This is a genomic window from Melaminivora sp. (genome assembly GCF_032059615.1).
GTDB lineage: Bacteria > Pseudomonadota > Gammaproteobacteria > Burkholderiales > Burkholderiaceae_C > Melaminivora.
Genome location: NZ_DAMCAM010000004.1, coordinates 12,888 through 38,776, shown reverse-complemented (window position 1 = coordinate 38,776; position 25,889 = coordinate 12,888). Strand labels below are relative to the sequence as shown.

General features: G+C 71.2%; 19 protein-coding genes. 3 read left to right on the top strand and 16 right to left on the bottom strand.

The genetic code is table 11. From position 1 onward, the window contains the following. Nucleotides 1–113 precede the first annotated feature (113 nt). From RT051_RS01640 to RT051_RS01585, 12 genes are all read right to left on the bottom strand, one after another. Nucleotides 114–4,535, bottom strand: a complete 4,422-nt coding sequence (locus tag RT051_RS01640; protein ID WP_313070383.1) for a cellulose synthase subunit BcsC-related outer membrane protein — start codon at nt 4,533–4,535, stop codon at nt 114–116. Further along, nucleotides 4,487–5,728 (bottom strand): cellulose synthase complex periplasmic endoglucanase BcsZ, encoded by a 1,242-nt coding sequence (gene bcsZ, locus RT051_RS01635; RefSeq protein ID WP_313070381.1) that lies wholly within the window; start codon nt 5,726–5,728, stop codon nt 4,487–4,489. The genes RT051_RS01640 and bcsZ overlap by 49 nt, the downstream gene beginning before the upstream one ends. A gap of 56 nt (nt 5,729–5,784) precedes the next feature. After that, nucleotides 5,785–8,103, bottom strand: coding sequence for a cellulose biosynthesis cyclic di-GMP-binding regulatory protein BcsB (gene bcsB / locus RT051_RS01630; RefSeq protein WP_313070378.1), 2,319 nt, complete (start codon nt 8,101–8,103; stop codon nt 5,785–5,787). Next, nucleotides 8,100–10,367 carry a UDP-forming cellulose synthase catalytic subunit gene (gene bcsA / locus RT051_RS01625; protein WP_313070375.1) on the bottom strand — a complete coding sequence of 756 codons (2,268 nt, stop codon included), beginning with the start codon at nt 10,365–10,367 and terminating at the stop codon, nt 8,100–8,102. The genes bcsB and bcsA overlap by 4 nt, the downstream gene beginning before the upstream one ends. Beyond that, a complete protein-coding gene (gene bcsQ, locus RT051_RS01620; protein ID WP_313070372.1) occupies nt 10,364–11,161 on the bottom strand; it encodes a cellulose biosynthesis protein BcsQ in 798 nt (265 codons plus the stop codon). The genes bcsA and bcsQ overlap by 4 nt, the downstream gene beginning before the upstream one ends. Then, a complete protein-coding gene (gene bcsP / locus RT051_RS01615) occupies nt 11,158–12,114 on the bottom strand; it encodes a cellulose biosynthesis protein BcsP (protein ID WP_313070370.1) in 957 nt (318 codons plus the stop codon). Before bcsP ends, bcsQ begins: the two co-directional genes overlap by 4 nt. Before the next feature lie 7 nt (nt 12,115–12,121). Then, nucleotides 12,122–12,607, bottom strand: coding sequence for a cellulose biosynthesis protein BcsD (gene bcsD / locus RT051_RS01610; RefSeq protein ID WP_313070367.1), 486 nt, complete (start codon nt 12,605–12,607; stop codon nt 12,122–12,124). Nucleotides 12,608–12,819: 212 nt separating this feature from the next. Next, the gene (locus RT051_RS01605; protein ID WP_313070364.1) at nt 12,820–14,481 is read right to left on the bottom strand and encodes an L-lactate permease; all 1,662 of its coding nucleotides are present in this window, start codon (nt 14,479–14,481) and stop codon (nt 12,820–12,822) included. Between the two features lie 242 nt (nt 14,482–14,723). After that, complete coding sequence (gene mnmA / locus RT051_RS01600) at nt 14,724–15,848, bottom strand: tRNA 2-thiouridine(34) synthase MnmA (RefSeq protein ID WP_313070361.1); 1,125 nt, start codon at nt 15,846–15,848, stop codon at nt 14,724–14,726. Nucleotides 15,849–15,890: 42 nt separating this feature from the next. Next, nucleotides 15,891–16,394, bottom strand: coding sequence for an NUDIX hydrolase (locus tag RT051_RS01595; RefSeq protein ID WP_313070358.1), 504 nt, complete (start codon nt 16,392–16,394; stop codon nt 15,891–15,893). An 85-nt stretch (nt 16,395–16,479) separates the two neighbouring features. Continuing rightward, the gene (locus tag RT051_RS01590) at nt 16,480–16,998 is read right to left on the bottom strand and encodes a GNAT family N-acetyltransferase (protein WP_313070355.1); all 519 of its coding nucleotides are present in this window, start codon (nt 16,996–16,998) and stop codon (nt 16,480–16,482) included. After that, the gene (locus tag RT051_RS01585) at nt 16,995–17,711 is read right to left on the bottom strand and encodes a riboflavin synthase subunit alpha (RefSeq protein WP_313070352.1); all 717 of its coding nucleotides are present in this window, start codon (nt 17,709–17,711) and stop codon (nt 16,995–16,997) included. The genes RT051_RS01590 and RT051_RS01585 overlap by 4 nt, the downstream gene beginning before the upstream one ends. A gap of 184 nt (nt 17,712–17,895) precedes the next feature. On the opposite strand from RT051_RS01585, the gene RT051_RS01580 reads away from it, so the two are divergent. Continuing rightward, complete coding sequence (locus RT051_RS01580) at nt 17,896–19,119, top strand: hypothetical protein (RefSeq protein WP_313070349.1); 1,224 nt, start codon at nt 17,896–17,898, stop codon at nt 19,117–19,119. Nucleotides 19,120–19,279: 160 nt separating this feature from the next. On the opposite strand, the gene RT051_RS01575 is transcribed toward RT051_RS01580, so the two are convergent. From RT051_RS01575 to RT051_RS01565, 3 genes are read right to left on the bottom strand one after another with little or no spacing between them, the layout of a single operon-like run. Then, nucleotides 19,280–20,662 carry a sensor histidine kinase gene (locus RT051_RS01575; protein WP_313070347.1) on the bottom strand — a complete coding sequence of 461 codons (1,383 nt, stop codon included), beginning with the start codon at nt 20,660–20,662 and terminating at the stop codon, nt 19,280–19,282. Further along, nucleotides 20,659–21,342: a response regulator transcription factor gene (locus tag RT051_RS01570; protein ID WP_313070344.1), complete on the bottom strand. Its 684-nt coding sequence runs from the start codon at nt 21,340–21,342 to the stop codon at nt 20,659–20,661. The genes RT051_RS01575 and RT051_RS01570 overlap by 4 nt, the downstream gene beginning before the upstream one ends. 25 nt (nt 21,343–21,367) lie before the next feature. Next, nucleotides 21,368–21,649 carry a PepSY domain-containing protein gene (locus tag RT051_RS01565; protein ID WP_313070342.1) on the bottom strand — a complete coding sequence of 94 codons (282 nt, stop codon included), beginning with the start codon at nt 21,647–21,649 and terminating at the stop codon, nt 21,368–21,370. A 241-nt stretch (nt 21,650–21,890) separates the two neighbouring features. On the opposite strand from RT051_RS01565, the gene RT051_RS01560 reads away from it, so the two are divergent. Both RT051_RS01560 and RT051_RS01555 read left to right on the top strand, forming a co-directional pair. Continuing rightward, nucleotides 21,891–22,253, top strand: coding sequence for a PepSY domain-containing protein (locus RT051_RS01560; protein WP_313070339.1), 363 nt, complete (start codon nt 21,891–21,893; stop codon nt 22,251–22,253). Between the two features lie 200 nt (nt 22,254–22,453). Beyond that, a complete protein-coding gene (locus tag RT051_RS01555) occupies nt 22,454–23,815 on the top strand; it encodes a ferric reductase-like transmembrane domain-containing protein (protein WP_313070337.1) in 1,362 nt (453 codons plus the stop codon). A gap of 125 nt (nt 23,816–23,940) precedes the next feature. Here the strand turns inward: RT051_RS01555 and RT051_RS01550 are convergent, their stop codons facing one another. After that, nucleotides 23,941–25,842: a sodium:proton antiporter gene (locus RT051_RS01550; protein WP_313070335.1), complete on the bottom strand. Its 1,902-nt coding sequence runs from the start codon at nt 25,840–25,842 to the stop codon at nt 23,941–23,943. Nucleotides 25,843–25,889: the final 47 nt, after the last annotated feature.

Genomic DNA, 25,889 nt, shown 5'->3' with positions numbered 1-25,889 from the left:
GGGACTCAAGCATCTGCCTCTGGCGGCTCCGCTGCCTTTGCGTCCCCTGGCCGTTCCGGGGACCGCTGCACACACCGCTTCGCACAGGAGCATGGCCCGCCGGCCTCGCCGGCTCAAAAGGCGTAAGGCGACTTCAATGGCGCTACCGGGAGCGCCTGGCGCCCGCTGTAGGGCTGCAACGCGTAGCGCACGTACAGCCCGCCCGTGAACTGGCGGTAGTTGCGTGCATTGTCCAGCGCCAGCTGGCCGCCCAGGAACAGTTGCGGATGCAGCTGGTACTCCATCGCCACGCCCAGGTTGTAGCCCAGGCCGGTCTTGCTCTGGCCGGGGTAGATGGCGTTGGTGCTGGCGCCCACCTCTCCGAAGGCCTCGGCGTCGCTGGCGGCCTGGGCGGCGGCCGCCTGGCGCGCGCGGCTGGTCGGGAAGTAGGGCGAGGCGTCCTCCTTGAAATACTGCACACCCAGGGCGCCCTTGATCTGGTAGCTCAGCCGGCCGGTGCGCTGTGCCCAGTCGAACGGCACGCTCATGGCCAGGAACTGCTGCGGACTGAAATAGCCGCCATGGCCATAGGTGAAGTAACGCAGGTTTTTGTTGTAGCTCATGCCCGTGACGTTCAGCCCGGCGGTGAAAACCGAGTCGCTCGCGCGGTGGATGCGCCAGTACATGCCACCGCCCAGTTCCAGGCGGCTGTTGCTCTGCACGTTGCGGCCCTGCAGCGCGTGCGCCGCGCCCACGGCGTAGGCGCCGAACTCGCCGTCGTCCCAGGTCAGGTCCAGCCGTGCGCCATTGGCCGAGACGGCGCCCCAGCGCTCGCCGGTGCGCGCGTCGCGTGCGCCGGCGAACGACAGCACGCTGTCGGTGACCGGCCGGCGCGACAGGTCGCCCGTCAGGCTGATCTGCTCGGACAGGTTCATGCGGTAGCGCACGCCGCCCATGACGTCCGTCTGCTGGAACCCGAGCGGCAGCGAACCCACGTCCACGGCCAAGTTGCCGGTCTCATATCCCACGCCCAGGCCCACGCCGCTGTCCTTTTGAGAGCCGGGCGAGCGCTCGGGCATGTCCAGCGCCGTGGCCGGGCCCGCGCCAAAGCGGCTGAGCGTGCCGTAGCTGGTGTCGGGACTGCCCGCACCCACGCCGGTGGGCGTCACGCGCACGGCCATCATGCCGTCGCCGGCGGGGAACTTCAGCTCTACCGGCGCCTGCAGGTCGGTCAGGCGGCTCAGGCCGCTCTCGCCCTGGCGCGCCCGGCCGACCACGCCCACCGAGAGCATGCTGGTGCGGCCTTCCTGCAGTTCGGCCAGCTCGTCGAGTGCGCTGCGCGGGCGCGCCGGTGCGCCGGGCAAGGCGGACGCCGCGGCGCCCTGCCCCATCCAGGGCGAGGACGCTGCGGGTGCGGCCTGCGCCACGCCATAGCCGGCGGGGGGCGGCAGATACCCCACCGGCCCCACACCCTGAGGCGCCATGGGAACAGCCGGCACCTGGCCGGCCACGGGCGCCGCCATGGAGCGCGCGGCAGTCGGCGTCATCAGCCCGCCGTTGGCGAGCATGGCCGGCGCGGCAGTGGGCGTGCTGGCGGCGGCCATGGGCATGGCTGCGCGCCCGCCGGGGGCAGCACCGGAAGCGGAGCCCGAGGCCGGCGTGCGCTGCGCCGGCTGGCCGGCCGCAGCGCGCGGAACAGGGGCCGGACTGGCGGGAGCGCGGGCGGCCTGGCCAGAGGCGGGCGCTGAGGTATCGGCGCTGCCGTAATAACTGGCCGGCGTGGCCGGCGCCAGCGCAGGCTGCTGCACCGGAAACCGTGCGGCCCCGGCCGGCTGCGGGATGAACGGCTGCGGCCCGGGCAGGGCCGCCGGCGCCGCTGCCGCCACGGCATAGCCCGCGGGCAGATAGGCCGGGGGGGCGGCAGCAAGTCCGGGCAGCGGGGCGGCCGCGCCCCACACCGGCTGCGCCGCGCCGCGCCGGAACGGGTTGCCGCCCGGCGCCCCGGGCGCGGCGTAAGCGCTCCCGCCCTGCCCCGTGGTGGCCAGCAGCTGGGCGCGCTGGCGGTTCTCGGCCTCGACGGCGGCGGCGAAATACTGCCCGGCCTTGCTGGCCTGGCCCTTGGCGCGGTAGACGCGGCCGGCGGCGGTGAGCACCTCCGGGTCCTGCGGCGCCAGCTGCAGCGCGATCTGCACCGCCGATTCGGCATAGGCCAGGTCCCTGGCGCCGGTGGCGGTGTTGGCGGCGGCCAGCAGCAGGCGGGTGTTGCGTGGGTCCTTCTCCAGCAGGCGCTGGTACAGGCCCAGGGCCTGGGCGTGGTCGCCATGGTCGGCGTACATGCGCGCCAGCGCGCCGACCACGTCCGGATCGCGCGGTCGCTCGGCCAGCAGCGGCGCGAGCACGTCATAGGCGCCGGCCAAGTCGCCGGCGGCGCGCAGCGCATCGGCCTGGCGCAGGATGTAGCCCACGCGCAGGTCTTCGAAGCTGCGCCGCTCCTGCGCCGTCATGGGCGTGTCCTGCAGCTGGCGCAGGATGCCGGCCAGCTCCACGTCCTGCTGGGTCTTGAGCAGGGCGGCGGCGTACTGCAGGCGCAGCCCCGTGCTCGGGCGGGGCGAGCGCGCCAGCATGTCGCGCACCATGGCCAGCGCCCGGGTGGGGTCGCCGGCATCGGCCCAGGCCAGTGCCACCGTACCCAGCAGCTCCGCATCCTGGCCGACGAAGGGCTCGGCCTGCGCGAGCAGCGCCTGCGCCTGCGGCAGGCGGCCCTGGCGCGCCAGCGACGCGGCAGCGTCGGCCTGCACGTGCACCCAGACGCGCTTTTGCAGCGCGGCGATGTCGCGCGTGCGGTTCTGCTCGGGGATGCGCTCGAGCGTGTTCAGGGCGCCGGCCCAGTCGCCCGCCTCCGAGGCCAGCAGTGCGCTGGCGTACAGCGCCTCGGGCATGTGCGGGTTGGACACCAGCAGCCCGTCCATCACGCCGCGCGCCTCGGCCATGGCGCCCATCTTCAGGTACAGGCGCGCCAGGTCCAGCCGCACCCAGGGGTTGCCCGGGTCGTTGAGCAGCGCGTCCTCCAGCGCCAGGCGCGCGGCGTTGTCGTCGCCCCGCGCAGCGGCGGCGCGCGCCTGGCCCATGGCCTGGGTGGCGCGCAGGCGCCCGAGCGCGCCCACCTTCTCCTGCTGGCTGGGCGTGAGGCGCTCGACCAGGGCCAGCGCCTCGGACGCCTTGCCGGTCTGGGCCAGCACACCCACCAGGCCGCGCAGGGCATCGGGGTTGTCGCCCTGGCGTGCGAGCACGCGCCGGTAGCCCGCCTCGGCCGCTTCGAGCTGGCCCGACTCGGCCAGCACGTCGGCCAGATCGTTCTCGCCGGTGATCTCCTTGGGGTCCAGGCGCACGGCCTGTTCGAGTAGCTGGCGGGCACTGGCGAGGTCGCCCGCGTCGCGGGCGCTGCGCGCCTGCTCCAGCAGCGACCAGTAGGTGGCGCTGGCGAGGGCCTGCTTCCAGCGCGCGGGCGAGCCCTGGCGGCTGGCGCGCTCCAGGTAGCTGCGGGCCTGGCTGAATTCCTCCTGGCGCAGGCGCAGCACGCCCAGGCCGCCCAGCGCATCGGCGTCATTCGGGCGCGCCTCCAGCACGCTGCGAAACTGCGCCTCGGCCGCCTCCAGGTCGCCCTCGTCGAGCGCCTTGAAGCCCTCGGTGCTGCGCTCGCGCAGCGGGTCGCGCGCGGCCGCCGCCTCGGCGCGGGCCGTGCGCTGGCGCGCCTGGATCTCGCGCAGCCGCGCGGCCACCGCCTCGTCGCCCGGGTTGGCCTGCAGGAAGGCCTGGTAGAGCGGGATGTCCGAGGCGCGCGAGCCCGTCCAGGCCAGTGCCTTGCGCCAGCCCTCGGTGGCGGCCTTGCCGACATCCGGGTGGCCAGCCAGCCGCGCCAGCTGGGCGATGCCTTCGCGCCGGGTGGACTCGCGGTAGGTCAAATGCTGGGCCAGCGCCAGAGAGATCTTGGGATCGTCGGGCGACTCGCGCGCGAGCCGCTCCAGTCCGCGGCGCGCTGGCTCCCAGCCCCCCGAGGTACCGCCCAGCGTCTGGTAGTACTCCAGCGCCAGAGGCCCGGTGGGCTGCTGCTCGCCCAGCGCCGCCTGGTAGTTCTCCATGGCCTGCTCGGCCTGGCCGGCGCGCGCCAGGTTGCGCGCCTGCTGGATCTGCGCGCTGTTGCGCTGCACGTTGAGCTCTTGCGCCAGCCGCTCGCCCAGACGGTGGCCAGGGTGGGCCTGGCGCAGCTGTTCAAGGTAGCGCTGGGCTTCCTCCAGACGCTGCTCGGCCATCAGGGCGCGGGCCATGCCGTAGAGCGCCTCGGGCTGGCGCGGCTGCACGCGCAGCAGCTTCTGCCAGGCGTCGGCCGCGCGCTGGGCGTCGCCGCGCGACTGCCAGTACTGACCCTGTTCGATCAGGGTCTTGATGGCGGCGTCCTGCTCCTGCGCCAGGGCAGGAGAGGTGCTCAGCGCGGCCGCCAGCCCCAGGATCAGTGTCTGTCGGTGGCGGCGGCGTTTTGGCTCTTTTGCGAAGGACATGCCTTTTCCCAGCGTAATTGCACCCTGCCCGTGGGCAGGAATTGATAGCGTTGTTCCATGTAGCCCGTGCCGAACAGGCCCAGCACCTGATCGTAGTAGCGGGCGGGTGTCTCGGGCGGCGCCTCCAGCAGCAGGGTGCGCACGCGCTGGCGCTGCGCCTCCAGGGCGCTCGACAGTCCCAGCGACTGCAGGTAGGGCAGCAGCGCGGCGGAAAAGCCCACCGGCGCCGCGCCCTCGACCTCACCGCTGGCCGTGCGCACCCGCTCGGGCGGCAGCGGCACGCTCTGCAGCGCCGTTGCCATGCCCGACAGCTGCTGGCGCAGCAGGGGCGCGAGCGGGTCGGCCCGCGGAGTCATGCCGGCCCAAAGGTAGGTACGGATGGCGTCGTAGCTGCCGATATCGCCCTTTTCCGGGTCGGTGACGAAGGCGCCCTTGCCACCGCCCTCGGGCACCTCCCAGGCCACCCAGTCGGCCGCGAAGCCATGCGGCGTGGTCTCGGCCAGCATGCGGGCATGGCTGGCGGCAACAGCCTTCCAGGGACCCTGCGGGTCGAGGCGCTCCAGCGCACGCACCAGGGGCACGGGCAGGTAGCTCGGGTTGAGGCGCCAAATGCGCTCCTTGAGCACGAAGCCCGAGGGCGCGGGCAGCAGCGTGGGCCCCAGGCCCGGCAGGTCGGCCACTTCCTTTTCGGCCACCTGCGCCAGCAGTGTCCTGGCGGCCTGGGTATAGCGCGGCTCGGACCACAGTCGGCCGGCCTCGGCCAGCGCGTAGACGAACCAGAGGTTGGCGTCGGAGGCCGGGTTGGGGTCCACCACGCCCCAGCTGCCGTCGGTCTTCTTGCCCCACTGCCAGGCCGGCAGGCGCGCGCCGATGTCGCCGCCCGCCAGGTTGGCGACGCTCCAGCTCCACAGCTTGTCGAAGCGTGCGCGGTCGTGCGCCACCAGGGCGAAGAACATGGCGTAGGACTGCCCTTCGGAGGTCGAATGCTGCTGCGAGACGCTGTAGTCGATCACCCGGCCGTCGGCCTGCATGAAGCGCTGGGCGAAGCGCTCCCACAGCGGCCAGGACGCGGCGGCGCAGCCAGGGGCGGCTTGCGCGGCCGGCAGCGCCAGCATGCCGGCCAGCAGCGCAGCCAGGGCACGCCGACGGCGCCGCGGCGCGCCGCCTGCGGGAGTGTCAGGTCTGGAGAACATGGAGAAGACGCCTTTCGCAAGCCATGTGCCGCCCGGCCCGGGCGCAGGCCGACGCTTCACTTGTGCTGCATGCGCAGCCGGGCACGGGCGCGGGCACGCAGCGCAATGTAAAGCAGGAAGCCGACCAGCAAGGCACCCGTCACCCCCAGCAGCACCATGCTCAACGGGTTGCGCGACAGCCACCATTGCACGTAGGTGAACGGGTCGAGCCGGCCAACGTAGTACGCCGGCTCGGCCAGCAGGCTGCTGACCTGCTTGCCGCGCACCACGGCCGCGCTACCCTGGATGCGCTTGAGCAGGTCCGGGTCCAGCAGCGCGTCCATCGCCTGCTGCAGCCCCGCCGCCTGGTGGCTGGCCAGCAGCACCACGCTGCGGCCCTTCTGGTAGGGCGATTCCAGACCGGCGATCACGGCATCACTGCTGCTGCTGGAGAAGACGATCTCGCTGCGCGCGCGGCGTACCCGGTCGCGCTCGTCCGGATCGAACCAGTTGAACAGGTGCGACGCATAGTCGGACAGCCGGAAGCCCTTGGCGCCTTCCTTCAGGCTGAACGGCAGGCGGTCGGCCCACTGGGTGAGCAACTGGACGTTGCCGCCGGTGGCCAGCACCAGCAGGTCCTTGTCGGCCAGCTGGGGCAGCAGCTCGGTGCCCAGCGCCACCGTGGCGGCATGCGCCGGGTAGCCGGTGACGTTGCCCATCAGGCCCATGAGCAAGAGGTAGGCACTGTAGTCGGCCGCCTCGGGCCGCGCCGGCAGCACCACGGCCGTCTGCGACAGGTCGGCCAGGCGCGAGAACGGAAATCCGCTGTTGGCGAAGGCCGCCAGGTCGGGCATCGCCATGAAGTGCGAAAAGCCCGTGATGTCGATGGTCGAATCGGGCTCCACGGTGCCGCGCACGTTGTCCAGCAGCACGTCTTTGCAGGCGCCCTCCTTGACGACGTCGTGGTAGTAGTGGAACTGCAGCTGGTTGCGCGCCGTCAACTTGAACAGTGGCACCTTGAACAGGTCTTCGGCCGGCAGCAGGTCGCCCGCGGGCAAGGCCTGGTTGAGCCAGCCTTCGATGCGGCTGGGCTTGGCATGGCTTATCGCGCGCAGCGGCAGCGAGCGCAGGAACTGCTGGTTGACGTTGATGTTGAGCGTCGACTTGTCCGCCGCCGGCCGCGCCGTGTAGCGGTATTTGAGGCGCACGGGGATGTCGCGCTTGCGCCAGCCGAACAGGTCTGGTGGCACCTGAAAGTTGACCCGGATCAGGTCGGGCGAATAGCCGGAGACGCTGAGCATGTCGGCATCGACCAGCTCGCCGAACTTGACCGGCCGCTCGCGTGAGAGCCAGTTGGGCGCGTCGTAGGGCTGGCGCGGCTCGGTGTCCTTGAAGGCGGCAATGGTGGCCGACGGCCCCGACAGTGCTGCCGAGCCCAGGGCGAGCGAGGCCGCAGCGCGCTTGAGCTCGGCCGCGTCGCGGCCGCTGATGACCAGCACCTTGGAGGCCGGGTCCGACGGGTGGGTGGCCATGGTGATGGTGGGGCCCGTCGGGGTCGGCAGGCCCAGGCCACCCAGCTCCTGCACGCCCGTTCCAAGCGCCAGCACCACGGCATGGCCGCGCAGGGGCAGCTGCCCGATCGAGGTCGGAAAGCTCGCCCCGCGAAAGCCTGCCAGTGCCCCGAACCACGAGGACACGGTGCCCGCGGCCTCCAGCTGCGCGGCGTCGGGCGGGCGGGCGAAGACGATGGGCATGACCAGCTGGCGGGCGTCGCGCCGGTCAAAGAAAGGCTCGGGCAGAAAGGCCAGGTCGTTGGGCAGGGCCAGCGGATTGACAGCCAGCTCCAGCACGCTGTCGTTGCCGACGTTGGCCCACAGGCTGGAGTGAGCGGGGTCCTCGCACTCCATGGTGTAGTGGCCAATCAGCTCGATGTTGAGCCGGTTGAACTCACCGATGACCCGGGGCGGGATGTCGATCACACGCTGCAGGTTCTGCCCGCCCTGCTCGTTGGGTACCGGGATGGTGGCCACCACCTGCTCGTTGACCAGCACCCGGATGTGCGACAGCGAGGGGATCAGCGCGGGCGAATAGGCGTAGTTCAGGTGCAGGCGCGCGCCAGTGACGACCTCGTCGCTGCGCACACCGAACTGCACGCCGCTGGAGCCCTGCACGCCGTGCAGTTGCATCGGAAAGACCGCGCCGAGCTGGCGGAAGGTGACCTTGTAGCTGCGCCCCGGTGCGCCCTGGGTCTGGCCGGGCAGCTGGCCCTCGGCCTGCGCCGCCGGCAGCGCGCGGGGCGTGGGCGCGCCCTGGGCAGAGGCCGGCGCCGCCATGGCCAGCAGGGCCGCCAGCAGCAGTGCCGGCGCAGCCGGGCGTGCCATGGAAGCGGCGGTCATGCGGTTTTCTCCGTTTTCATGGTGATTTGCGAGGGTTTGGTCTTCCTGAATTCTTCCTGCGGGTCGAGCAGCTCGCGGCGTCCGCGCACGATGTTGCCCAGGTTGCCCACCACCTGGCGCAGACCGCGCAACCCGACGCGCATCACGCTCCTGAGCGAGCGCAGGGGCTTGTCGCGCCGGCGGTTGCCCCAGAAGTCGAGCCAGGCGTCGGCGCGCGCGAACGTCAGGCGCGTGAGGTCGGCCTGCTGCTGCAGGTTCAGCTCGGCAAAGGCCAGGCCGATGCGCCCGCGCGCGCTGAAGGTGACGTGGGCCGGGAAAGTGCCCTCCTCCTGTGAGCGCATCAGCGACACCTGCACCGCCGTGCCCAGCGGCAGGGAAAAGTCTGGCGGCACCTGCAGGCCCACGCCGCCTTGCGAGAAGTCATCGGTCTCGCACATCAGCGTGCGCCCGTCGGCAAAGCGCAGCGCCGCCGGCATCACGGTGGCCACGCGCGGCGTGCTGCGCACCTGGCGCGTCTCGCTGGCCACGGCCAGGCTGGCGCTGGCCAGGACGATGTTGTAGAGCGTCCAGAGCATGTTGATGAGCACCGTGGTGACGACCTCGCTGCTGGGCGCCACCAGCAGCCGCCCTATGCCCACGGCGAAACCCAGCAGGTTGATGAGCAGCAGCACCAGGTAGGGCCTGGCGATGGACCAATCAAAGTAGGAGCGCTCGATGACGCCGCCCTTGGCCGTGACGTTGAATTTGCCCAGCTTGGGGTTGAGCACGGCCAGCATGACCGGGCGCATGATGTACCAGGCCAGCACCGACTCGTAGACCTCATTCCAGAACGAGTAGCGAAAACGCCCCTGGATGCGCGAGTTGGTGATGCTGGCGTGCGCCAGGTGCGGCAGGGCGTAGGCGGTGATCAACATCGCCGTGGCCTGGAACACGTGCGCGCCGAAGAACAGGTAGGCCAGCGGCGCCGTCAGGAACACCAGCCGCGGCAGGCCGTTGAAGAAGTGCAGCATGGCGTTGAGGTAGCACAGGCGCTGGCCCCAGTTCAGGCCCTTGCCCAGCAACGGGTTGTCCACACGGAAGATCTGCGCCATGCCGCGCGCCCAGCGGATGCGCTGGCCCACGTGGGCCGACAGGCTCTCGGTGGCCAGGCCGGCCGCCTGGGGCAGCTCCAGGTAGGCGGTGTTGTAGCCCAGGCGGCTGAGCTTGAGCGCGGTGTGCGCGTCCTCGGTCACGGTCTCCACCGCCACGCCGCCCACCTCCAGCAGTGGGCCGCGCCGGATGACGGCGCACGAGCCGCAGAAAAACGAGGCGTTCCATAGGTCGTTGCCGTCCTGCACCACGCCGTAGAACAGCTCGCCCTCGTTGGGCATGGCGTGGAAGGTATCCAGGTTCTTCTCGAACGGGTCGGGCGAGAAGAAGTGGTGCGGCGTCTGCAGCATGGCCAGCTGCGGGTCGCGCAGGAACCAGCCCATGCACACTTGCAGGAAGGAGCGCGTGGGGATGTGGTCGCAGTCGAAGATGGCAACGTATTCCGAACTGGTGACGGCCAGCGCCGCATTGATGTTGCCCGCCTTGGCGTGGTCGTTGTCGCTGCGCGTGAGGTAGCCCACCCCCAGGGCTTCGCAGAAGGCCCGGAATTCGGCACGCCGCCCATCGTCGAGCACGTACACGTGCAGGCGATCGGCCGGCCAGTCCATCTGCATGGCCGAAAACACCGTCTGCTTGACCACGTCCAGCGGCTCGTTGTAGGTCGGGATGAAGACATCCACGCTGGGCCACGTCTGCGTGTCGGCCGGCAGGGGCACGGGTTTGCGCTGCAGCGGCCAGGCCGTCTGGAAGTAGCCGATCAGCAGCACCAGGAAGGCGTAGAGCTCGGCCGCCACCAGGCCGAAGCCGAAGAAGCCGTCGACGATGTTGGTGAACCCCGTGGTCTCGGTTACGCGCCAGTACATGTAGCGCGTGGAGGCGGTGATCGACAGCACGATCATGGCCAGTGTGGTCAGCCGCCCCGGCGTGCGGTTGAGCAGCAGGGCGCCAGCGAAACTGCCCGCAGAGAACAGCAGCTGCCCCGTCAGGTCCAGCGGCACGCTGACCACGATGGACAGTAGCAGCGCCGACAGCACCACCGCCACCAGGCGGGCCAGCGGGTGGTGCCACAGCGGCGCGTCGGCCAGGCGATGCACGGCGCGGCGCCAGCGGGCCTGGAAACTGTTCGGGTCGAGGTCGGCGACCTCGTCGGCGGCGGTGCGGTTGTCGGTGGTCACTGGCTGCCTCGCCCCGGGTGATGCGCGGCGGGCAGCACCTGCATGCGCTCGGCCAGGGCAGAGGCGAGGGCCATGATGTCGTGGCGTGCCTGGCTGTAGGGCCCGTGGTCGAGCACGCTCTGGCCCAGCGCCAGTGCCTCGGGCACGGCCTCGTCGGCGTGGATGGCGCCCAGGTAGCTGTCGCCCACCGACTCGCGCAGCACGCGCAGGATGTCCTGCGAGAGCTGGCGCGCGGAGTTGAGCTGGTTGAGCAGGTAAAACGCGCCGGCGAATTCGGGCCGGGGCGTGCAGTAGGTCTGCACCATGCGCTGCATGAGCGGCATGGTGGCGTAGGACGCCGCGTCCGCCAGCATCACCACCACCACCCACTGCGCGGTGCTGAGCGCCTGCTGGCCATACACCGAGGGGCCGGGCGGCGTGTCCAGCAATACCAGCGCGTCGTCCGGCAGGTCGAGCGCGTGCAGCTGCTGTGCCAGCCAGCGCGGCTCGGCGGCGATCTGCGCCTCCAGCGTCGTGCGGTCTTCCTCGGTCACCACGCCAAACGGCAGGGCATAAACGCCCTCATGGCGCTCGAAGCACACGGCGCGCCAGTCCTGGCCCGCCAGGCTCGAGCGCGACAGGCCGCGCAGCTCCTGCGGGTCCACCCCCAGGTGCAGTGCCAAGGCATTCTGCGGGTCCAGGTCCACGGCCAGCACGGTGCGGTGCGTCAGGCGCGACAGCGCGACGGCCAGGCTTTCGGTGACGGTGGTCTTGCCCACCCCTCCTTTGGCGGAAGCGACGGCCAGGATCTTCATGGGCGCTCATGACCCGTCAGCCGGGCGAAGAAGGACTGCAGGCCCGCCGGACGAGTATCCGGGGCCGGCTGTGCCACTCTCTGCGCCAGCCGCGCCAGCGGGGATGCGCCCCGCAGACCGCTGGGCTGCGATGCGGGGTCGAAGCCGGAGCTGGATGCGGGAGCGGGCGTTGCCTCCGGCCTGGCCGTGGCGGCAGGCCCGGGCTCCGGCGCCTGCCAGGGACGGGCGGGCGGCGCAGGTGGCGCGGGCCTGGCGGCCGGAGCCTGCCGGGCCGCGGCGGGCGGGGAGGCGAACAGCGGGTTCGTTGCCGCCTGCCCGGCTGCCGGACGGGCCGCAGCAGGCTCTTGCGCCTGGGGCTCAGGCGGGCGAAACAGCGGCGAGGGCGTCGGCTGTGGTGCCGCTGCGTCCTGCCGGTGTCGCGCGGGAGCCGGGGCTGGCCCGGAGGGCGGGACGCTTCGGTGAGGCGGCGGGCTTTCACTGCGCGCCCAGGGCAGAGCCGCTGGCGCTGGCGCTGGCGCTGGCGCTGGTGACGGCGACGGCGACGGCAAAGGTGGTTGCGGGGGCTTCGGCGCTGGCGCCGCGCCGGACGGACCATGCGGCAGCCAGGGCAGCGGTGCTGGTGCAGCCGCCAGCCGGGGCGCGTCGCAGGCGGCCGGCACAGGGCCCGCCCCCAGGGCCGGCCAGGGGCCGCCCGGCTCGACGCGCTCCTGCGGGGGGCGCAGCGCCGGCACCGGGGCCGCGCGCCAATCCAGCTGGGCGTCGCCGGCCGGCTCGTCGGGCCGCACCGGCGGCACGGCCGCGCCGGGTGGCAGCTCTTCCAGGCGGGAGATCAGTGGCCAGCGCTCGCGCGCCTGCTCGGCCGCCCGGGTGCGGGTCAGCTCCTGGTAGGAGTCGGGACGGCCGCCGAACTCCTGGTAGAGGTGAACGATGTCCTTGGGCTGTTGTCCGGCCATGGCGTGTTCAGGCAGTGGCCAGACGCAGGCGGGCGCTGCCCAGCGTATCCAGCGGCGCGGTGACCTGCACCCGCAGGCCGCCGGCGCCGGCAGCCTCGAACCATTGCTGGTAGACCCCTTGCAGGAAGCCGGTAGCCCAGCCCTCCTCGCTGTTGCCGAAGGCTGCTGCCAGGGGAGAGAAGCGGTGATGCACTTCCATGCCTGCCGGGGTCTGGGCCAGTTCGGCAAAGCCCCAGTCCAGCCCTTCCCAGACCTGGTTCATGGCGTCCTGCAGCGCAGCGATGGTCTCGCAGTTGCCCAGGTTCTGCTGCACGGCAAAGCGCGTGCCGATGCGCGCCATCAGGGCATGCAGCTCTCCGGGCGGCAACGCCTCGGCGAATTCCTGCCCCAGTGCGGCCAGGAAGCCGCGCCACTGGCGCGTGCACTGCAGGCGCCGGGCGTAGGTGGCATCGATGGGGTAGCTGCCGCTTTGTTGCGGGGCGGGTGAAGGCATGGCTGCTGCTCTGCTGTTGGAGGTTCGGGGCCGTTTTAACCGCTTTTGCGGAAAAACCAAATCAGACGGTGACTCTACCTAACCAAGCAGCGATAACAATAAAGACTTTCAATTGAAGACACTTATTTGCACATTGCCAAAAGCAGAAAAGCCACGGACACCGAAGGCGCCCGTGGCTCGTGCAGTTCAGTGCCGGCAGGTCGCCGCCGTGGTCAATGCACCACGGTCAGCGAGAACGGCCAGACATAGGCTTGCAGCGTCACGTACAAGCCCACCAGGCAGGCCAGCGCGATCGAGTGGAAGAACACATAGCGCAGGATGTCGCCTTCGCGGTTGAACCAGCGCGTGGCGGTCGAGGCCACGACGATGGACTGCGCGTCGATCATCTTGCCCATCACGCCGCCCGAGCTGTTGGCCGCGCCCATCAGGTTGGGCGACAGGCCCAGCTGCTCGGCCGCCACCTTCTGCATGCCGCCGAACAGCACGTTGGAGGCCGTGTCCGAGCCGGTGAGTGCCACGCCCAGCCAGCCCATCAGCGTGCCAAAGAACGGGTACAGCACGCCGGTGTTGGCAAATGCCAGGCCCAGCGTGGTGTCGGTGCCCGAGTAGCGCGTGAGCGTGCCCAGGGCCAGCATCAGCACGATGGTCAGCAGCGAATACTTCACCAGCCACAGCGTCTTGAAGAAGGTGCGCACGATGGCCACCGGGTTGTACTTCATGACCAGCGCGCTCACGATGGCCGACAGCAGGATGCCGGTGCCGGTCGCCGACAGCAGGTTCAGCGTGTAGACGGCGCCTTCCTTGGTCGGCTGGGGCACCACGGGCGGCACCTTCTCGACCAGGTTGTGCAGCCCTTCCATGGGGAAGGCGGGCGCGAAGATGCCGTTCATCCAGGCCTTGACCGAAGGCAGGCCCCAGATGAAGACGAACACCGACAGGATGACCCAGGGCGTCCAGGCGGCGATCAGCGCCTGGGTGCTGTGCTGGGTGACGGGCTTGGGCGGCTTGGCCTCGGCAGCGCTCACGTCGTTGCCGCGCAGCGAGGGCGAGGTCCAGACCTTTTTGGGCTGCCACACGCGAAGAAAGCCCACCAGGCAGGCCATGGAGACGATGGCGGCGATGATGTCCACCAGCTCTGGTCCGATGAAGTTGGACACCAGGTACTGCGGAATGGCGAACGACAGGCCGGTGACCAGGATGGCCGGCCAGATTTCCATCATGCCCTTGCGCCCGGCGAAGGCCCAGATCAGCCAGAACGGCACGATCATCGAGAACACAGGCAACTGGCGGCCGATCATGGCGGTGACCTCCATCAGGTCGTAGCCGTGCACCTTGGCCAGCGTGATGACCGGCGTGCCCAGGGCGCCGAAGGCCACCGGCGCGGTATTGGCGATCAGGGACAGGCCCGAGGCCGCCAGCGGCGAAAAGCCCAGGCCGATCAGGATGGCCGCGGTCACCGCCACCGGAGTGCCGAAGCCCGCCGCGCCCTCGAAGAAGGCGCCGAAGCAAAACGCGATCAGGAGCAGCTGGATACGCCGGTCCTGCGTGATGCCCGAGAGCGAATCCTGCAGCACAGCGAAGCTGCCGTTCTGCTCGGTCAGCTGGTGCAGGAAGATGATGTTCAGCACGATCCAGCCGATGGGCAAGAGGCCCGTGAAGCCGCCGAACAATGCGGCCCGCCCGGCCATGTCCGCCGGCATGCCATAGACGAAGATGGCCACCACCAGCGCGGCGATGAGGCCCAGACCGGCGGCGATATGCGCCTTGATGTGGAAGAAGCCTAGCGCCGCGAGCATGACCACCACTGGCACGGCAGCCAGCGCGGTGGAAATGACCATGTTGCCTAACGGGTCGTAGATTTGCTGCCAGGCCATATGCCTTGTCCCCTGTCGTTGTACGGATGTGTCGGAACCAAAAAAAGCGCGCTTCGCACCGCCGGCATGGCCGGCCGCCGTTTGCGCGCGGCTTGAGACTGTAGGTAGCCCGACGGCGGCGCAGCGTGAAAATTGTTGTGCCGCCGGGTGAAGCATTTTCATGCGGCGGCGGAAGGGGCGCGTTGCGGTTTTCACTACCCCCGCCGTCCGGCAGGCGACAGCGCAGGGCGGCGCCCGGGCGGTCAGCCCTCGGGGTCGATCGCGGCGATCACGCCGCCGCCCAGGCAGACCTCGCCGTCGTAGAGCACGGCCGACTGCCCCGGCGTGACGGCCCATTGCGCCTGCTCGAAAGCCAGCGCGAAGCCCTGCAGGTCGGCCCGCTCCACCCGGCAGGCCGCATCGTGCTGGCGATAGCGCGTCTTGGCCGCGCACAGCCCCGGCGCGGGTGGCCGGCCGGCGATCCAGCTGGCATCCTGGGCCGCCAGGCGGTGCGACAGCAGCCAGGGGTGGTCATGGCCCTGCACCACGCGCAGGGTGTTGGTGTCCAGCTCCTTGCGGGCGACGAACCAGGGCGCGTGCTCGCCGCCGCCGCGCTGCGCGCCTTTTTCCTTCACGCCGCCTATTCCCAAGCCCTGGCGCTGGCCCAGGGTGTAGAAGGACAGGCCCACGTGGCGGCCCAGCTTGCGGCCGCGTTCGTCCAGGATGGGGCCGGGTGCATGGCTGATGTAGCGGTTCAGGAATTCGCGGAACGGCCGCTCGCCGATGAAGCAGATGCCGGTGGAGTCCTTCTTCTTCGCGTTGGGCAGGCCGATCTCGGCGGCGATGCGGCGCACCTCGGTCTTTTCCAGCTCGCCCACCGGGAACAGCGTGCGTGCCAGCTGCGCCTGGTTCAGGCGGTGCAAAAAGTAGCTCTGGTCCTTGGACGCATCCAGGCCCTTGAGCAGCTCGTGCAACCCGGTGGCCGGGTTGTGGCGCACGCGCGCGTAGTGGCCGGTGGCGATTTTTTCGGCGCCCAGCGCAAAAGCATGGTCCAGGAAGGCCTTGAACTTGATCTCGGCGTTGCACAGGACGTCCGGGTTCGGCGTGCGCCCGGCCTGGTACTCGCGCAGGAACTCGGCGAACACCCGGTCCTTGTACTCGGCGGCGAAGTTGACGTGCTCGATCTCGATGCCCAGCACGTCGGCGACGCTGGCCGCATCCAGGAAGTCCTGGCGCGACGAGCAGTGCTCGCTGTCGTCATCATCCTCCCAGTTTTTCATGAAGATGCCGACCACCTCATGGCCCTGGGATTTCAAGAGATGCGCCGTGACGGCCGAATCCACTCCGCCGGACAGGCCGACCACGATGCGCTGCTTCTTGCTGGACATAGGCGGGCGATTATCCCGGCGGGCCCAAGGCCTTGCGAATGCTCAGGACGCCTGCGCGGCTGTCGCCCCCACCCGCAGCACCGACGCATCGGTGTGCACCAGCGACAACGGGTGGCGCTGGCCGGCCAGGTAGTCCTCCAGCGAGCGCAGCAGCAGCGGGCTGCGGTGGCGCCCGGGGCAGGCGCGGATCTCGTCGGCCGTCATCCACACGGTGCGCACGATGCCCTCGTCCAGCGCGCGCCAGGCGTGGTGTGCGCCCAGGCGGCCGGCAAAGGCAAAGCGCATGTAGGTCACGTCGTCGCCGGTGCGGGTCTTGATGAAGCGGTTCAGATAGACGCCGATCAGCGCCTCGGGCACGAAGTCGTGGGCGGTCTCTTCCAGCACCTCGCGCGCGCAGGCGTCCTGGGGCGACTCGCCCGGGTCCAGGTGGCCGGCGGGATTGTTGAGCTTCAAGCCATCCGTGGTGTTTTCCTCGACCAGCAGAAAGCGGCCATCCCGCTCGACGATGGCGGCCACGGTGACGTTGGGTTTCCAGCGGTGGGGCATGGCGCGGATTATGGCGAGGGCCGGGGCATCGCTCGCAATTTGAAGTGTTTTTGGCCTACAGCCCTTGCTGGTCAACGACTTGCAACTATCTATTCAGGAGCGTCGACGTCATGTATACCGCCTGCTCGCCATAGCTGGCCAGGCGCTGGCGCTGGGCGGCGGGCAGCTGGGCGCAGGCGGCAAAGCCGCGCCGCTGCCACCACGGCTGCGAGCCCTGCACGGCCACCAGCGCGGCGTGGGCCAAGCCGGCGGCGCGGGCCTGCGCCAGCACGGCCGCCAGCAGCGCGCCGGCCAGGCCCTGGCCGGCGCATTCGGGCAGCACGGCCATGTCGTGCAGGTACAGCGTGTCCGGCTGCGCCGCAGCCTCGAAGTCGCCGTGCAGCGGCGTGACACGGCCCAGGCGCGAGCGGTAGGCCGCCAGGTAGGCGCAGACCCGGCCCTGCGCCGTGGCCAGCACCAGCGAGCAGTTGGCGGGGCTGGCCAGGCGGCGGGCATAGACCTCGGCGGCCTCGACGTAGGCGTCGCTATAGCAGGCGCGCTGCACCGCCAGCAGGCCGGGCAGGTGCCGCGCGGCCAGGGGCTGGGGCGCGGCGTGGCCGCTCATGCGCGGGGGGCGGCGGGCAGCTCGGGCCGGGGCAGGTAGTCGTCCAGCGACAGGCCCTTTTCCGCCAACAGCGCCTGCAGCACCGGCTCCAGCGCGCCCAGGCGCTCATGCACCGCCTCGCGCACCGTGTCCACCACCACCTGCGTGCTGCGCTCGATCTCGATGTTCAGCAGGTCGCCCGCGCGCTTGCCCTCGAACACCGTGGCGCGGCGCGTCTCGGGGATCAGCCAGACCTCGAACCAGCCCTCCTGGCGGTCCACCTCGGCCACCGTGAGGCTGGCGCCGTGGATGGCGATGTAGCCCTTGGCGAAGATGTAGCGCCGGTGCGATGCGGGCACGCTCACGCGCCAGACCAGGTTGTTGTCGAACTCGCGCACGCTGGCCAGCTGGCCGGTGCAATCGATGTGGCCCGACAGCGGGTGGCCGCCGATCTCCGCGCCGTCCCTGGCCGCGCGCTCCACGTTCACGCGGTCGCCCTGCGCGTAGCGCCCCAGCGTGGTCACGTTCAGACTCTGCTGCATGACGTCGAAGCGCGCCTGCACGGGCGAGACGATCTCCGTGACCGTCAGGCACACGCCATCGACGGCCACGCTGGCGCCGATGGCCAGGCCCTCACAAAAGCCTTCCGGAAAGGCGATGGTGAAGGTGCGCAGACCGGCGCGGTCTTCGATGGCGGCGAGGGTGGCGACGGCCTGGACGATGCCGGTGAACATGCGTGCGGGTTTCCTGGCAAAGAAGCGGAAAGGGGGGGCAGCGGCGGCGGGGCGACCGGCTGGCAAAGCGGGCAATTTTGCCAGCGCGGGCGCGCCGGCTGGCGGGGCGGGACAATGCGCCGGGCCCGCCGGCCGGTCGGCGCGCCCCAGCCGCCCCTGCGGCTTCACGCTCCTGTCCCCGCCCATGCCAGACCCCTGCCCCCACCCCGCCGCGCCCGCCCCCGGTCCTGAAGATGCGGCCCCCACCGCCGCCGACGGGCCCGCGGGCCTGGTGCGCCTGCAGGTGGCGCCGGCCGCCATCCGGCCGCTGAGCCCGGCGCAGCAGAAGTACAACCGCCTGCTGGCCCGGGTGAACGACCTGGAGCGCCTGCTGGAGAGTCTGCAGCACAGCGCCGACACGCTGCGCGCCCCGCATCTGCAGCGCATGGACGCCCTGCGCCGGCGCACCGGCCAGGCGCAGCGGGCCCTGGCCCACTGCCTGCACGAACGCCTGCAGGATGAGCAAGGGCTGACCGCGCCCCAGCAGCGCGCGATCCGCACGCTGCTGCGCGCCCTGGTGCCGTCCGTGCCCGCGCCGCAGGACGAGGCGGGGCGCCGGGCCTGGCAGCCGCTGCAAAACGCCTACCGGCCACCCCCGGCCTCACCGGAAGAACGCCAGGCCAGCCTGCAGGCGCTGCTGGTGCAGTTCGAGGAATGGACCGGCCAGCCGCCGCAGGTGCCGGACCTGGACCAGATCCAGTCGCCCGAGCAGCTGTTGCAGATCCTGCTGCGCCAGGCGCAGGAGCGCCGCGAGGCCACCGCCGAACGCCGGGCCGCGCGCCGCGCCAGGCGCAAACCCACGGCGCGCCAGCAGCAGGAGCAAGAGCGCCAGCAGGACGCGCGCGGCACCTTGCGCAGCATCTACCGCCAGCTGGCCAGCGCCCTGCATCCCGACCGCGAGCGCGACCCGGCCGAGCGCGAGCGCAAGCAGGCGCTGATGAGCCAGGCCAACACCGCCCACGAGCGCGGCGACCTGCTGGCGCTCTTGCGCCTGCAGCTGGCGGCCGAGCAGGTGGACGAGGGCGCGATCGCCCGCCTGGGCGAGGACCGCCTGGCCGCGCTGTCGCTGCTGCTGCAACGCCAGGTCGGCGTGCTGGACAAGGAGCTGGCCGGGCTGGAGGCGCGCCTGTCGCACGAGCTGGGCGTGCGTGTGCTGGCGCGCGACAACCCCCGGCGCCTGGCCGACGATCTGCAGCAGCTGCAGGCGCAGATGGAGCAGGTGGCGCAGGGCATGAAAGACGATCTGCAGCGCGTGCAGGAGAGCGACGCCGCCCTCTGGCGCTGGCTGCGCGAGCAAACCAGGCTGGCCAGGGAGCACGCGCGCGCCCAGGCGCCGGACGCATCCGGTCCGCCATCCGGTTGGGGTTGAGAAGAAAACCGCCCAAACCCTTGTCCAGCAAGCGGTATTAGCTATTAAAAATGCAGTATTCCCGAGCGCTGCGCCCGAACCACCCCCTCACCCCCCGCCCTCTCCCCCAAGAGGCGATGGAGCCCAAACCCTTGCCCAGCAAGCGGCAGTAGCTATCGTTTCAGGAGCCATCACTGATCGGCAGGCACAACAGCAGCCGCGCCCCACCCAGCGCCGAGGCCTGCGCCTGCACGCTGCCGCCATAGGTCTCGACCAGCGCGCGCACGATGTCCAGCCCCAAGCCGGAGCCGGGCTGGCCTTCATCGAGCCGCGTGCCGCGCTCGAACATGCGCGCGCGCTCGGCCTCGGGGATGCCAGGGCCGTCGTCATCGACGCTGATGCACGCCAGCGCCCCGGCGCGCTGCACATCGACCAGCACACGCGCGCACGCCCACTTGCCAGCGTTGTCCAGCAGATTGCCCAGCAGCTCGTACAAGTCCTGCGCCTCGCCGCGAAACGGCAGATCCTGCGCGCCCTGTGCCAGCGTGAACGCGATGCCGCGCGCGGCGTGCAGCCGGCTCATGGTGCGCAGGAGCGCCCGGATCGGCTCCAGCACCGGCGTCGCCAGGCCGGTGGCGCGCACGGCGGCGGCAGCGCGGGCGCGCGCCAGGTGCCAGTCCACCTGCCGGCGCGCGCTGGCCACCTGCTCGGCCACCAGTTGCGCCAGCGGGCCGGATTCCTGCCCAGCGGCATTGGCCAGCACGGCCAGCGGCGTATGCACGGCGTGCGCCAGGTTGCCGGCCTGGGTGCGGGCGCGCTGCACCATGTCGGCGTTCTCGGCCAGCACATGATTGAACTCATCGACCAGCGGCGTCAGCTCTTGCGGGAATTGCCCCTGCAGCCGCTCGGCGCGGCCCAGGCGCACATCCGCCAGCCGCTGGCGCAGCACGGCCAGCGGACGCAGCGCCAGCTGCAGCTGCAGCGCCACGGCCAGCGCCAGGCCCAGTGCCAGCATGGACAGCGCCAGCAGGAGCATGCGCGTGAAGCGCTGCAGCGGCTCGGCCAGCAGCGCCTCGTCGCCGGCCACGACCAGGCGCAGCAGCGGCGCCTCGTCCTCGGGCAGCGCCAGCGTGCGCGCCACAGCCAACAGTTGCTGGCCCTGCGGGCCGGCCAGGCGCAGCACGCGGTGGCCGCGCGCGGGGTATTCGCCCGGCACGGCAGGTAGCTGCAGCACCTGGTCCCACAGCGAACGCGAGCGCGCCAGCGCCACCTGCGGCGCGCTGCCCAGGCGGTCGATCTGCCAGTACAGGCCCGACAGCGGCTGCCCCAGCCGGGCATCGGACAGCAGCGCCACGCGCGGCTGCTGCGCCGCATCGTCCCAATCGACATTGCCGCTCAGGGCGTCGAGCTGCAGCACCAACTGCGCCTGCAATTGCTGGGCGATGTGCTCGCGAAACAGCGAGCGCAGGCCCCAGCCGGCCAGCGCCACGGTCAGCAGCACCCAGGCCAGCGTGCCGGCCAGCAGGCGCAGGCGCAGCGAGCCGGTCGCGGCGCTGCCCTTCATGCGCTGGCGTCGCCGCTCTGCCCGGGCGCCACCAGCCGGTAGCCCAGGCCGCGCACGGTCTCGATGCAGCCGGCGGGCAGCTTGCGCCGCAGCCGGGCGATGAATACTTCAATGGTGTTGGAGTCGCGCTCGTTGCCGCCGGGGTACAGGTGCTCGGACAGCTCGGTGCGCGTGAGCACCTCGCCCTGGCGCTGCATGAGCTGGGCCAGCAGCATGAATTCGTGACTGGTCAGCTGCAGCGGCTGGCCGGCCACCAGGGCGCGCGCGGCGCGCGTGTCCAGCCACAGGGGGCCGCACTGCCACTGCGCGCTGGCGTGCTGGCTGTCGCGGCGCAGCAGGGCACGCAGGCGGGCCAGCAGTTCTTCCAGGTGAAAAGGCTTGGCCAAGTAGTCGTCGGCGCCGGCGTCGATGCCGGCGACCTTTTCCTGCCAAGTGCCGCGCGCAGTGAGGATCAGCACCGGCATGGTGCGCCCGGCAGCGCGCCAGCGGCGCAGCACCGACAGGCCGTCGAGCCGGGGCAGGCCCAGGTCGAGCACCACGGCATCGAAGGTCTCGACCTCGCCCAGCCAGTGCGCCTGCTCGCCGTCGGCGGCCTCCTCGGCAATATGGCCGGCAGCCGCGATGGCCTGCACCAGCTGGGCGCGCAGGCGGGGTTCGTCTTCGACGATCAGGATACGCATGGGCGGGGGGTCCCCAGGGACGGTTTCAGGGATGCTTGCGCTTGATGGACAGCACGCGGCCATCGACCGCATCGACCTTGAGCTTGGCAACCCGGCCATCGGGCTGCAACAGGCGGATTTTGTACAGGTAACGGCCGTCGTCGCGCTCGAACTCGATTTTCAGCACCTGGCCCTGCTGCGTGCGCTCGACCTGCTCGAGCACGGCGCGCAGCGGCAGCACCTCGCCGCGCTCCAGCGCCCGGCGGGCGCGCTCATGGTCATCACTGCCGGCGTACAGCCCGGTCGAGGCCGACGCCGCCAGTGCCACGGCCAGCAGCAGGCGGCCCGCCGGGCGGCGCCAGCGGCGCCAGCGGGGCCAGGAAAGGGGGACAGAGAGGGGAAGAAACCGGCGTGCCATGCCCCGTGGTTGTAGCGCGGCACGGATGAACGGGCGATGAACAAAGCCTTCAGACCAGGTTCAGCGCCGCTTTTCCATACTGGCGGCACGCCGGCTGGCAAGGCTGGCGTAGCACCCCGCCAATCCCTTCGACTCTTTTCTGGAGCACACCATGAACACCACCTCGTCCCTCCGCCAGCGCGTCCTGCTGATCCTGGCCACGACTGCCGCCCTGGCGCTGCCCGCAGCCCACGCCCAGAGCCCGGCGCAGTCTTCGGCGCAAAGCGCCGCGCCGGCTGCTGCCACCAGCGCACCGGTTGCCGCCCCGGCCAGAGCCACCCCGGCTGCCGCTGCGCGCCTGAACATCCGCGACATCTACGACCGCGCCAGCGCCGCCGGTTACCGCGACCTGTACGAGATTGAGCTCGACCATGGCCGCTACAAGGTCAAGGGCTACGACGCCCAGGGCGCGCGCGTCAAGGTCTATTTCAACGCCACCACCGGCGCCGTCGAGGACGGGCGCAAGCACCGTTGATGACGCTCCCGCTCCCTCTCCCGCGCGCGGGAGAGGGCTGGGGTGAGGGGGCCGGCAGTGGGCGTTGTGCCCGAACCACCCCCTCACCCCAGCCCTCTCCCCCACGGGGGAGAGGGAGCGAAAACCCTTGCTCGGCAAGCGCTGTCAGCTATCAAAAACAAAGCAGATTGATCTCACTCATACCCTGAAAGGAGCATCCCATGCGCGCCCGCAGAGCCCTCGCCCTGACCCTGTTGACCTTGACCCTGGCCTGGCTGGCGGTCGCGCCCGCCATCGGTCCCCTGGTCGATGCCCAGGGCGTGGCCAGCGGCGCCTGGGAGCTGCGCCGTCAGCTGCTGTACCTGAGCGGCCTGCTGTCCATCGGCCTGATGGCGCTGACCCTGCTGCTGGCGCTGCGCCTGCCGCTGGCCGAGCAGCTGCTGGGCGGCATGGGTCAGGCCTATCGCCTGCACAAGTGGGCCGGCATCGGCGCGGCGCTGGCCGCGCTGGCGCACTGGGGCGTCAAGGAATCGTCGGGCTGGATGGGCGCGCTGTGGGGCCGCGCCGGCAAGCCGGTACGCGATGCCGTCCTGCCCTGGCTGGCGGACAGCCGCGGCCTGGCCAAGGACGTGGGTGAATGGACCTTCTATCTGCTGCTGGCCGCCGTGGCGCTGACGCTGCTGACCCGGCTGCTGGCCTACCGGCCCTGGCGGGCGCTGCACCGCGCCATGCCGCTGCTCTTCCTGGCGCTGGCGCTGCACAGCGTGGCGCTGACGCCGCTGGCCTGGTGGGGCCAGCCGACGGGCGTGCTGCTGGGCGCGCTGCTGGCGCTGGGCAGTGCGGCGGCGCTGTGGTCGCTGGCCGGCCTGGTCGGGCTGCCGCGCCGCCACGCCGCACGCATCGAGTCCGTGCAGGTGCTGGGCGAGGGGGCCGATGCGCCGCTGCAGGTGCTGTGCGCCGTGGCCCCGTCCTGGCCGGGGCACCGCGCCGGGCAGTTCGCCTTCGTGCGCTTCGAGCGCGGCGAGGGCGCCCACCCCTTCACCCTCGCCAGCGCCCCGGGCCGCCTGGGCCGCAGTGCCGACGGACACGAACTGCTGCGCTTGGTCATCAAGCCGCTGGGCGACTACACCCGCAGCCTGCGCCAGCGGCTGCAGGCCGGGCAGACGCTGGATATCGAAGGGCCGTACGGCCGCTTTGATGGCGTGGGCGCCGGGAAGCGCCAGCAGGTCTGGGTCGCTGCCGGCGTCGGCATCACGCCCTTCCTAGCATTGCTGGAGGCGCGCCAGGGCGACGCGGCCCCGGCGGGCGCCCAGCCAGCCCAGCTGCACTACTGCACGCGCAATGCGGCCGCCGATGCGCTGCTGCCGCCCTTGCAGACGCTCTGCGCGCAGGCCCGCCCGTCCGTGCAACTGACCGTGCATGACGCCGCCTGCGGACAGCGCCTGACGCCCGAGGCCCTGGCCGCCACGCCCGGCGTGCTGGACCTGTGGTTCTGTGGCCCGCAAAGCCTGGGCGACGCGCTGGCCGGGCAGGCACGGCAGCGGCCCTGGCGGCTGCACCGCGAATCGTTTGCCATGCGCTGAGCGCTGCCGGTGCGTGCGAGGTGGCGGCGCTGCGCGCGCAACATGGCCGACGCCCTGCACCAAGCACGCATGGTGGTCGACCCCGACGCGGGCCATGGCGCCCAACCTAACGCACCTCGCGCTCGTTAATAAGGCGCTGCTGGAGTTCCCGAGTCGGTTGCCGCACTTGCCTGTTCCTGCGCCGCAGGCTTGGGCCCGGCGGCGGGGCTGTGTGGCAGCACCACGTCCGGCGGCACCAGGGCGGTCACCGCCTGGCCCGGCGCGGGCGGGGCCGTGTGCGCTGGGTCGCCCGCCAGGCGCAGCTGCCCCTTGTCGTTCAGCGTGAACAGCAGGATGGCACGCCCGCCCCAGGCCTGTTGGAACTGCTCCCAGCCGTATTTGTCGGTCAGTGCGGTGGTCTTGAGCTTCCAGCCCGCGTCCAGCAGCTCCTGCAGGCGCGCGTGCGTCACGTCCCTGCCGAACAGCGCGGGGGCTTGCAACGGCTCGGCCAGGCGCTGGCGCTCGCTGCCCTGCTCGCGCGCCACGGTGCGCAGGGCCAGCACCTTGTCGCGGCCGAACTCCTGCCGGTAGTGCACGACGGCCAGCGAATTGCGCTCGTGCTGCGTGGACAGGGCCAGCAGCCGGCCCAGGCCCGTGAGGTCCAGGTGACGGCTGGCGTGGCGCGAGGTCGGGTTGCCGAAATAGGTCGGCAGGCCGGCCATGCGCGCAGCGCGGATGCCCTCCCAGTCGTCGTCGGCCACCAACACCTGCACGCCCTGGTCGTGCAGCGCCTGCGCCACGGCGCGCGCCACGGGGCCCGCGCCATAGACCAGCACGCCGCGCGGGTCGGGTTCGCGCACGCCCAGCCAGCGCGCCAGGTGGCGCGACGTCAGGCTCTGCACCACCACGGTGGCGATGATCAGCATGAACACCAGTGGCACCAAGCGGTCGACGCCTTCCACGCCGCGCTCCTGCAGCTGCAGCGCAAACAGCGCCGAGATCGACGCGGCGACGATGCCGCGCGGCGAGATCCACGCCGCCAGCAGCCGCTCGCGGGTGCTCAGGGGGCTGCCCAGCGTGGACAGCCACACCGACAGCGGCCGCACCACGAACTGCGCCGCCAGATACACCAGCAGCCCGCCCAGCAGCATGCCCGGCGGCAGCGGCCAGGACAGGCGCGCCGCCAGGACCAGGAACAAAATGGACACCAGCAGGATGGACAGGTTCTCCTTGAAGCTGGTGATGGGCTCGACGTGGATGCCGCGCAGGTTGCCCAAGGCGATGCCCATGGCGGTGACGGCCAGCAGACCCGACTCGCGCGTGAGCGCATTGCTGAGCGAGAAGGTGGCCAGCATCAGCGCCAGCGCCGCGTAGCCCTGCAGGTACTCGGGGATGAAGTGCCGGCGCAGCGCCAGCGCCAGCAGCCAGGCTGCCAGCAGGCCGATCAGCGTGCCGCCGACCAGCGTCAGCACAAACAGCCACAGCGGTTCGCCCGGGAACTGTTTGGCGGCAATGATTTCGTAGGTCAGCACCGCCAGCAGCGCGCCCAGCGGGTCGATGACGATGCCCTCCCAGCGCAGCAGGCTGGCCACACGGGCGTTGGGCCGCACCACGCGCAGCAGGGGGTTGACCACCGTCGGCCCGGTCACGCAGGCGATGGCGCCGAACAAAAAGGACAGCGACCACGGCAGCCCCGCCAGCCAGTGCGCCGCCGCGGCCAAGCCCAGCAGTGCCACCAGGGCGCCATAGGTGGACAGGCGCCGCACCGCATGGCCAATACCCTCCAGCTCGGCAAAGCGCAGGTTCAGGCTGCCCTCGAACAGGATGACGGCCACCGACAGCGACACCACCGGAAACAGCAGGTCGCCCAACAGCGCATCCGGGTCCAGCAGCCCCGTGAACGGCCCGAGCAGCAAACCCGTGAGCAGCAGCGGCAGGATGGCCGGCACGCGCACCCGCCAGGCCAGCCACTGGGCGAGAAAACCGATCGCCAGGATCAGCGACAGGAGCAGCGCGGGACGGGAGGTCAGTAGGTCGGCCAAGTGCATCGGCCCGATTGGATGGCCCGCAGGGCTGCGCACGCCGCCGGCAGGGC

Coding starts and splice junctions, on each gene's coding strand:
- RT051_RS01640 (WP_313070383.1), bottom strand. CDS start 4,535: ATGTCCTTCGCAAAAGAGCCAAAACGCCGCCGCCACCGACAGACACTG.
- bcsZ (WP_313070381.1), bottom strand. CDS start 5,728: ATGTTCTCCAGACCTGACACTCCCGCAGGCGGCGCGCCGCGGCGCCGT.
- bcsB (WP_313070378.1), bottom strand. CDS start 8,103: ATGACCGCCGCTTCCATGGCACGCCCGGCTGCGCCGGCACTGCTGCTG.
- bcsQ (WP_313070372.1), bottom strand. CDS start 11,161: ATGAAGATCCTGGCCGTCGCTTCCGCCAAAGGAGGGGTGGGCAAGACC.
- bcsP (WP_313070370.1), bottom strand. CDS start 12,114: ATGGCCGGACAACAGCCCAAGGACATCGTTCACCTCTACCAGGAGTTC.
- bcsD (WP_313070367.1), bottom strand. CDS start 12,607: ATGCCTTCACCCGCCCCGCAACAAAGCGGCAGCTACCCCATCGATGCC.
- RT051_RS01605 (WP_313070364.1), bottom strand. CDS start 14,481: ATGGCCTGGCAGCAAATCTACGACCCGTTAGGCAACATGGTCATTTCC.
- mnmA (WP_313070361.1), bottom strand. CDS start 15,848: ATGTCCAGCAAGAAGCAGCGCATCGTGGTCGGCCTGTCCGGCGGAGTG.
- RT051_RS01595 (WP_313070358.1), bottom strand. CDS start 16,394: ATGCCCCACCGCTGGAAACCCAACGTCACCGTGGCCGCCATCGTCGAG.
- RT051_RS01590 (WP_313070355.1), bottom strand. CDS start 16,998: ATGAGCGGCCACGCCGCGCCCCAGCCCCTGGCCGCGCGGCACCTGCCC.
- RT051_RS01585 (WP_313070352.1), bottom strand. CDS start 17,711: ATGTTCACCGGCATCGTCCAGGCCGTCGCCACCCTCGCCGCCATCGAA.
- RT051_RS01580 (WP_313070349.1), top strand. CDS start 17,896: ATGCCAGACCCCTGCCCCCACCCCGCCGCGCCCGCCCCCGGTCCTGAA.
- RT051_RS01575 (WP_313070347.1), bottom strand. CDS start 20,662: ATGAAGGGCAGCGCCGCGACCGGCTCGCTGCGCCTGCGCCTGCTGGCC.
- RT051_RS01570 (WP_313070344.1), bottom strand. CDS start 21,342: ATGCGTATCCTGATCGTCGAAGACGAACCCCGCCTGCGCGCCCAGCTG.
- RT051_RS01560 (WP_313070339.1), top strand. CDS start 21,891: ATGAACACCACCTCGTCCCTCCGCCAGCGCGTCCTGCTGATCCTGGCC.
- RT051_RS01555 (WP_313070337.1), top strand. CDS start 22,454: ATGCGCGCCCGCAGAGCCCTCGCCCTGACCCTGTTGACCTTGACCCTG.
- RT051_RS01550 (WP_313070335.1), bottom strand. CDS start 25,842: ATGCACTTGGCCGACCTACTGACCTCCCGTCCCGCGCTGCTCCTGTCG.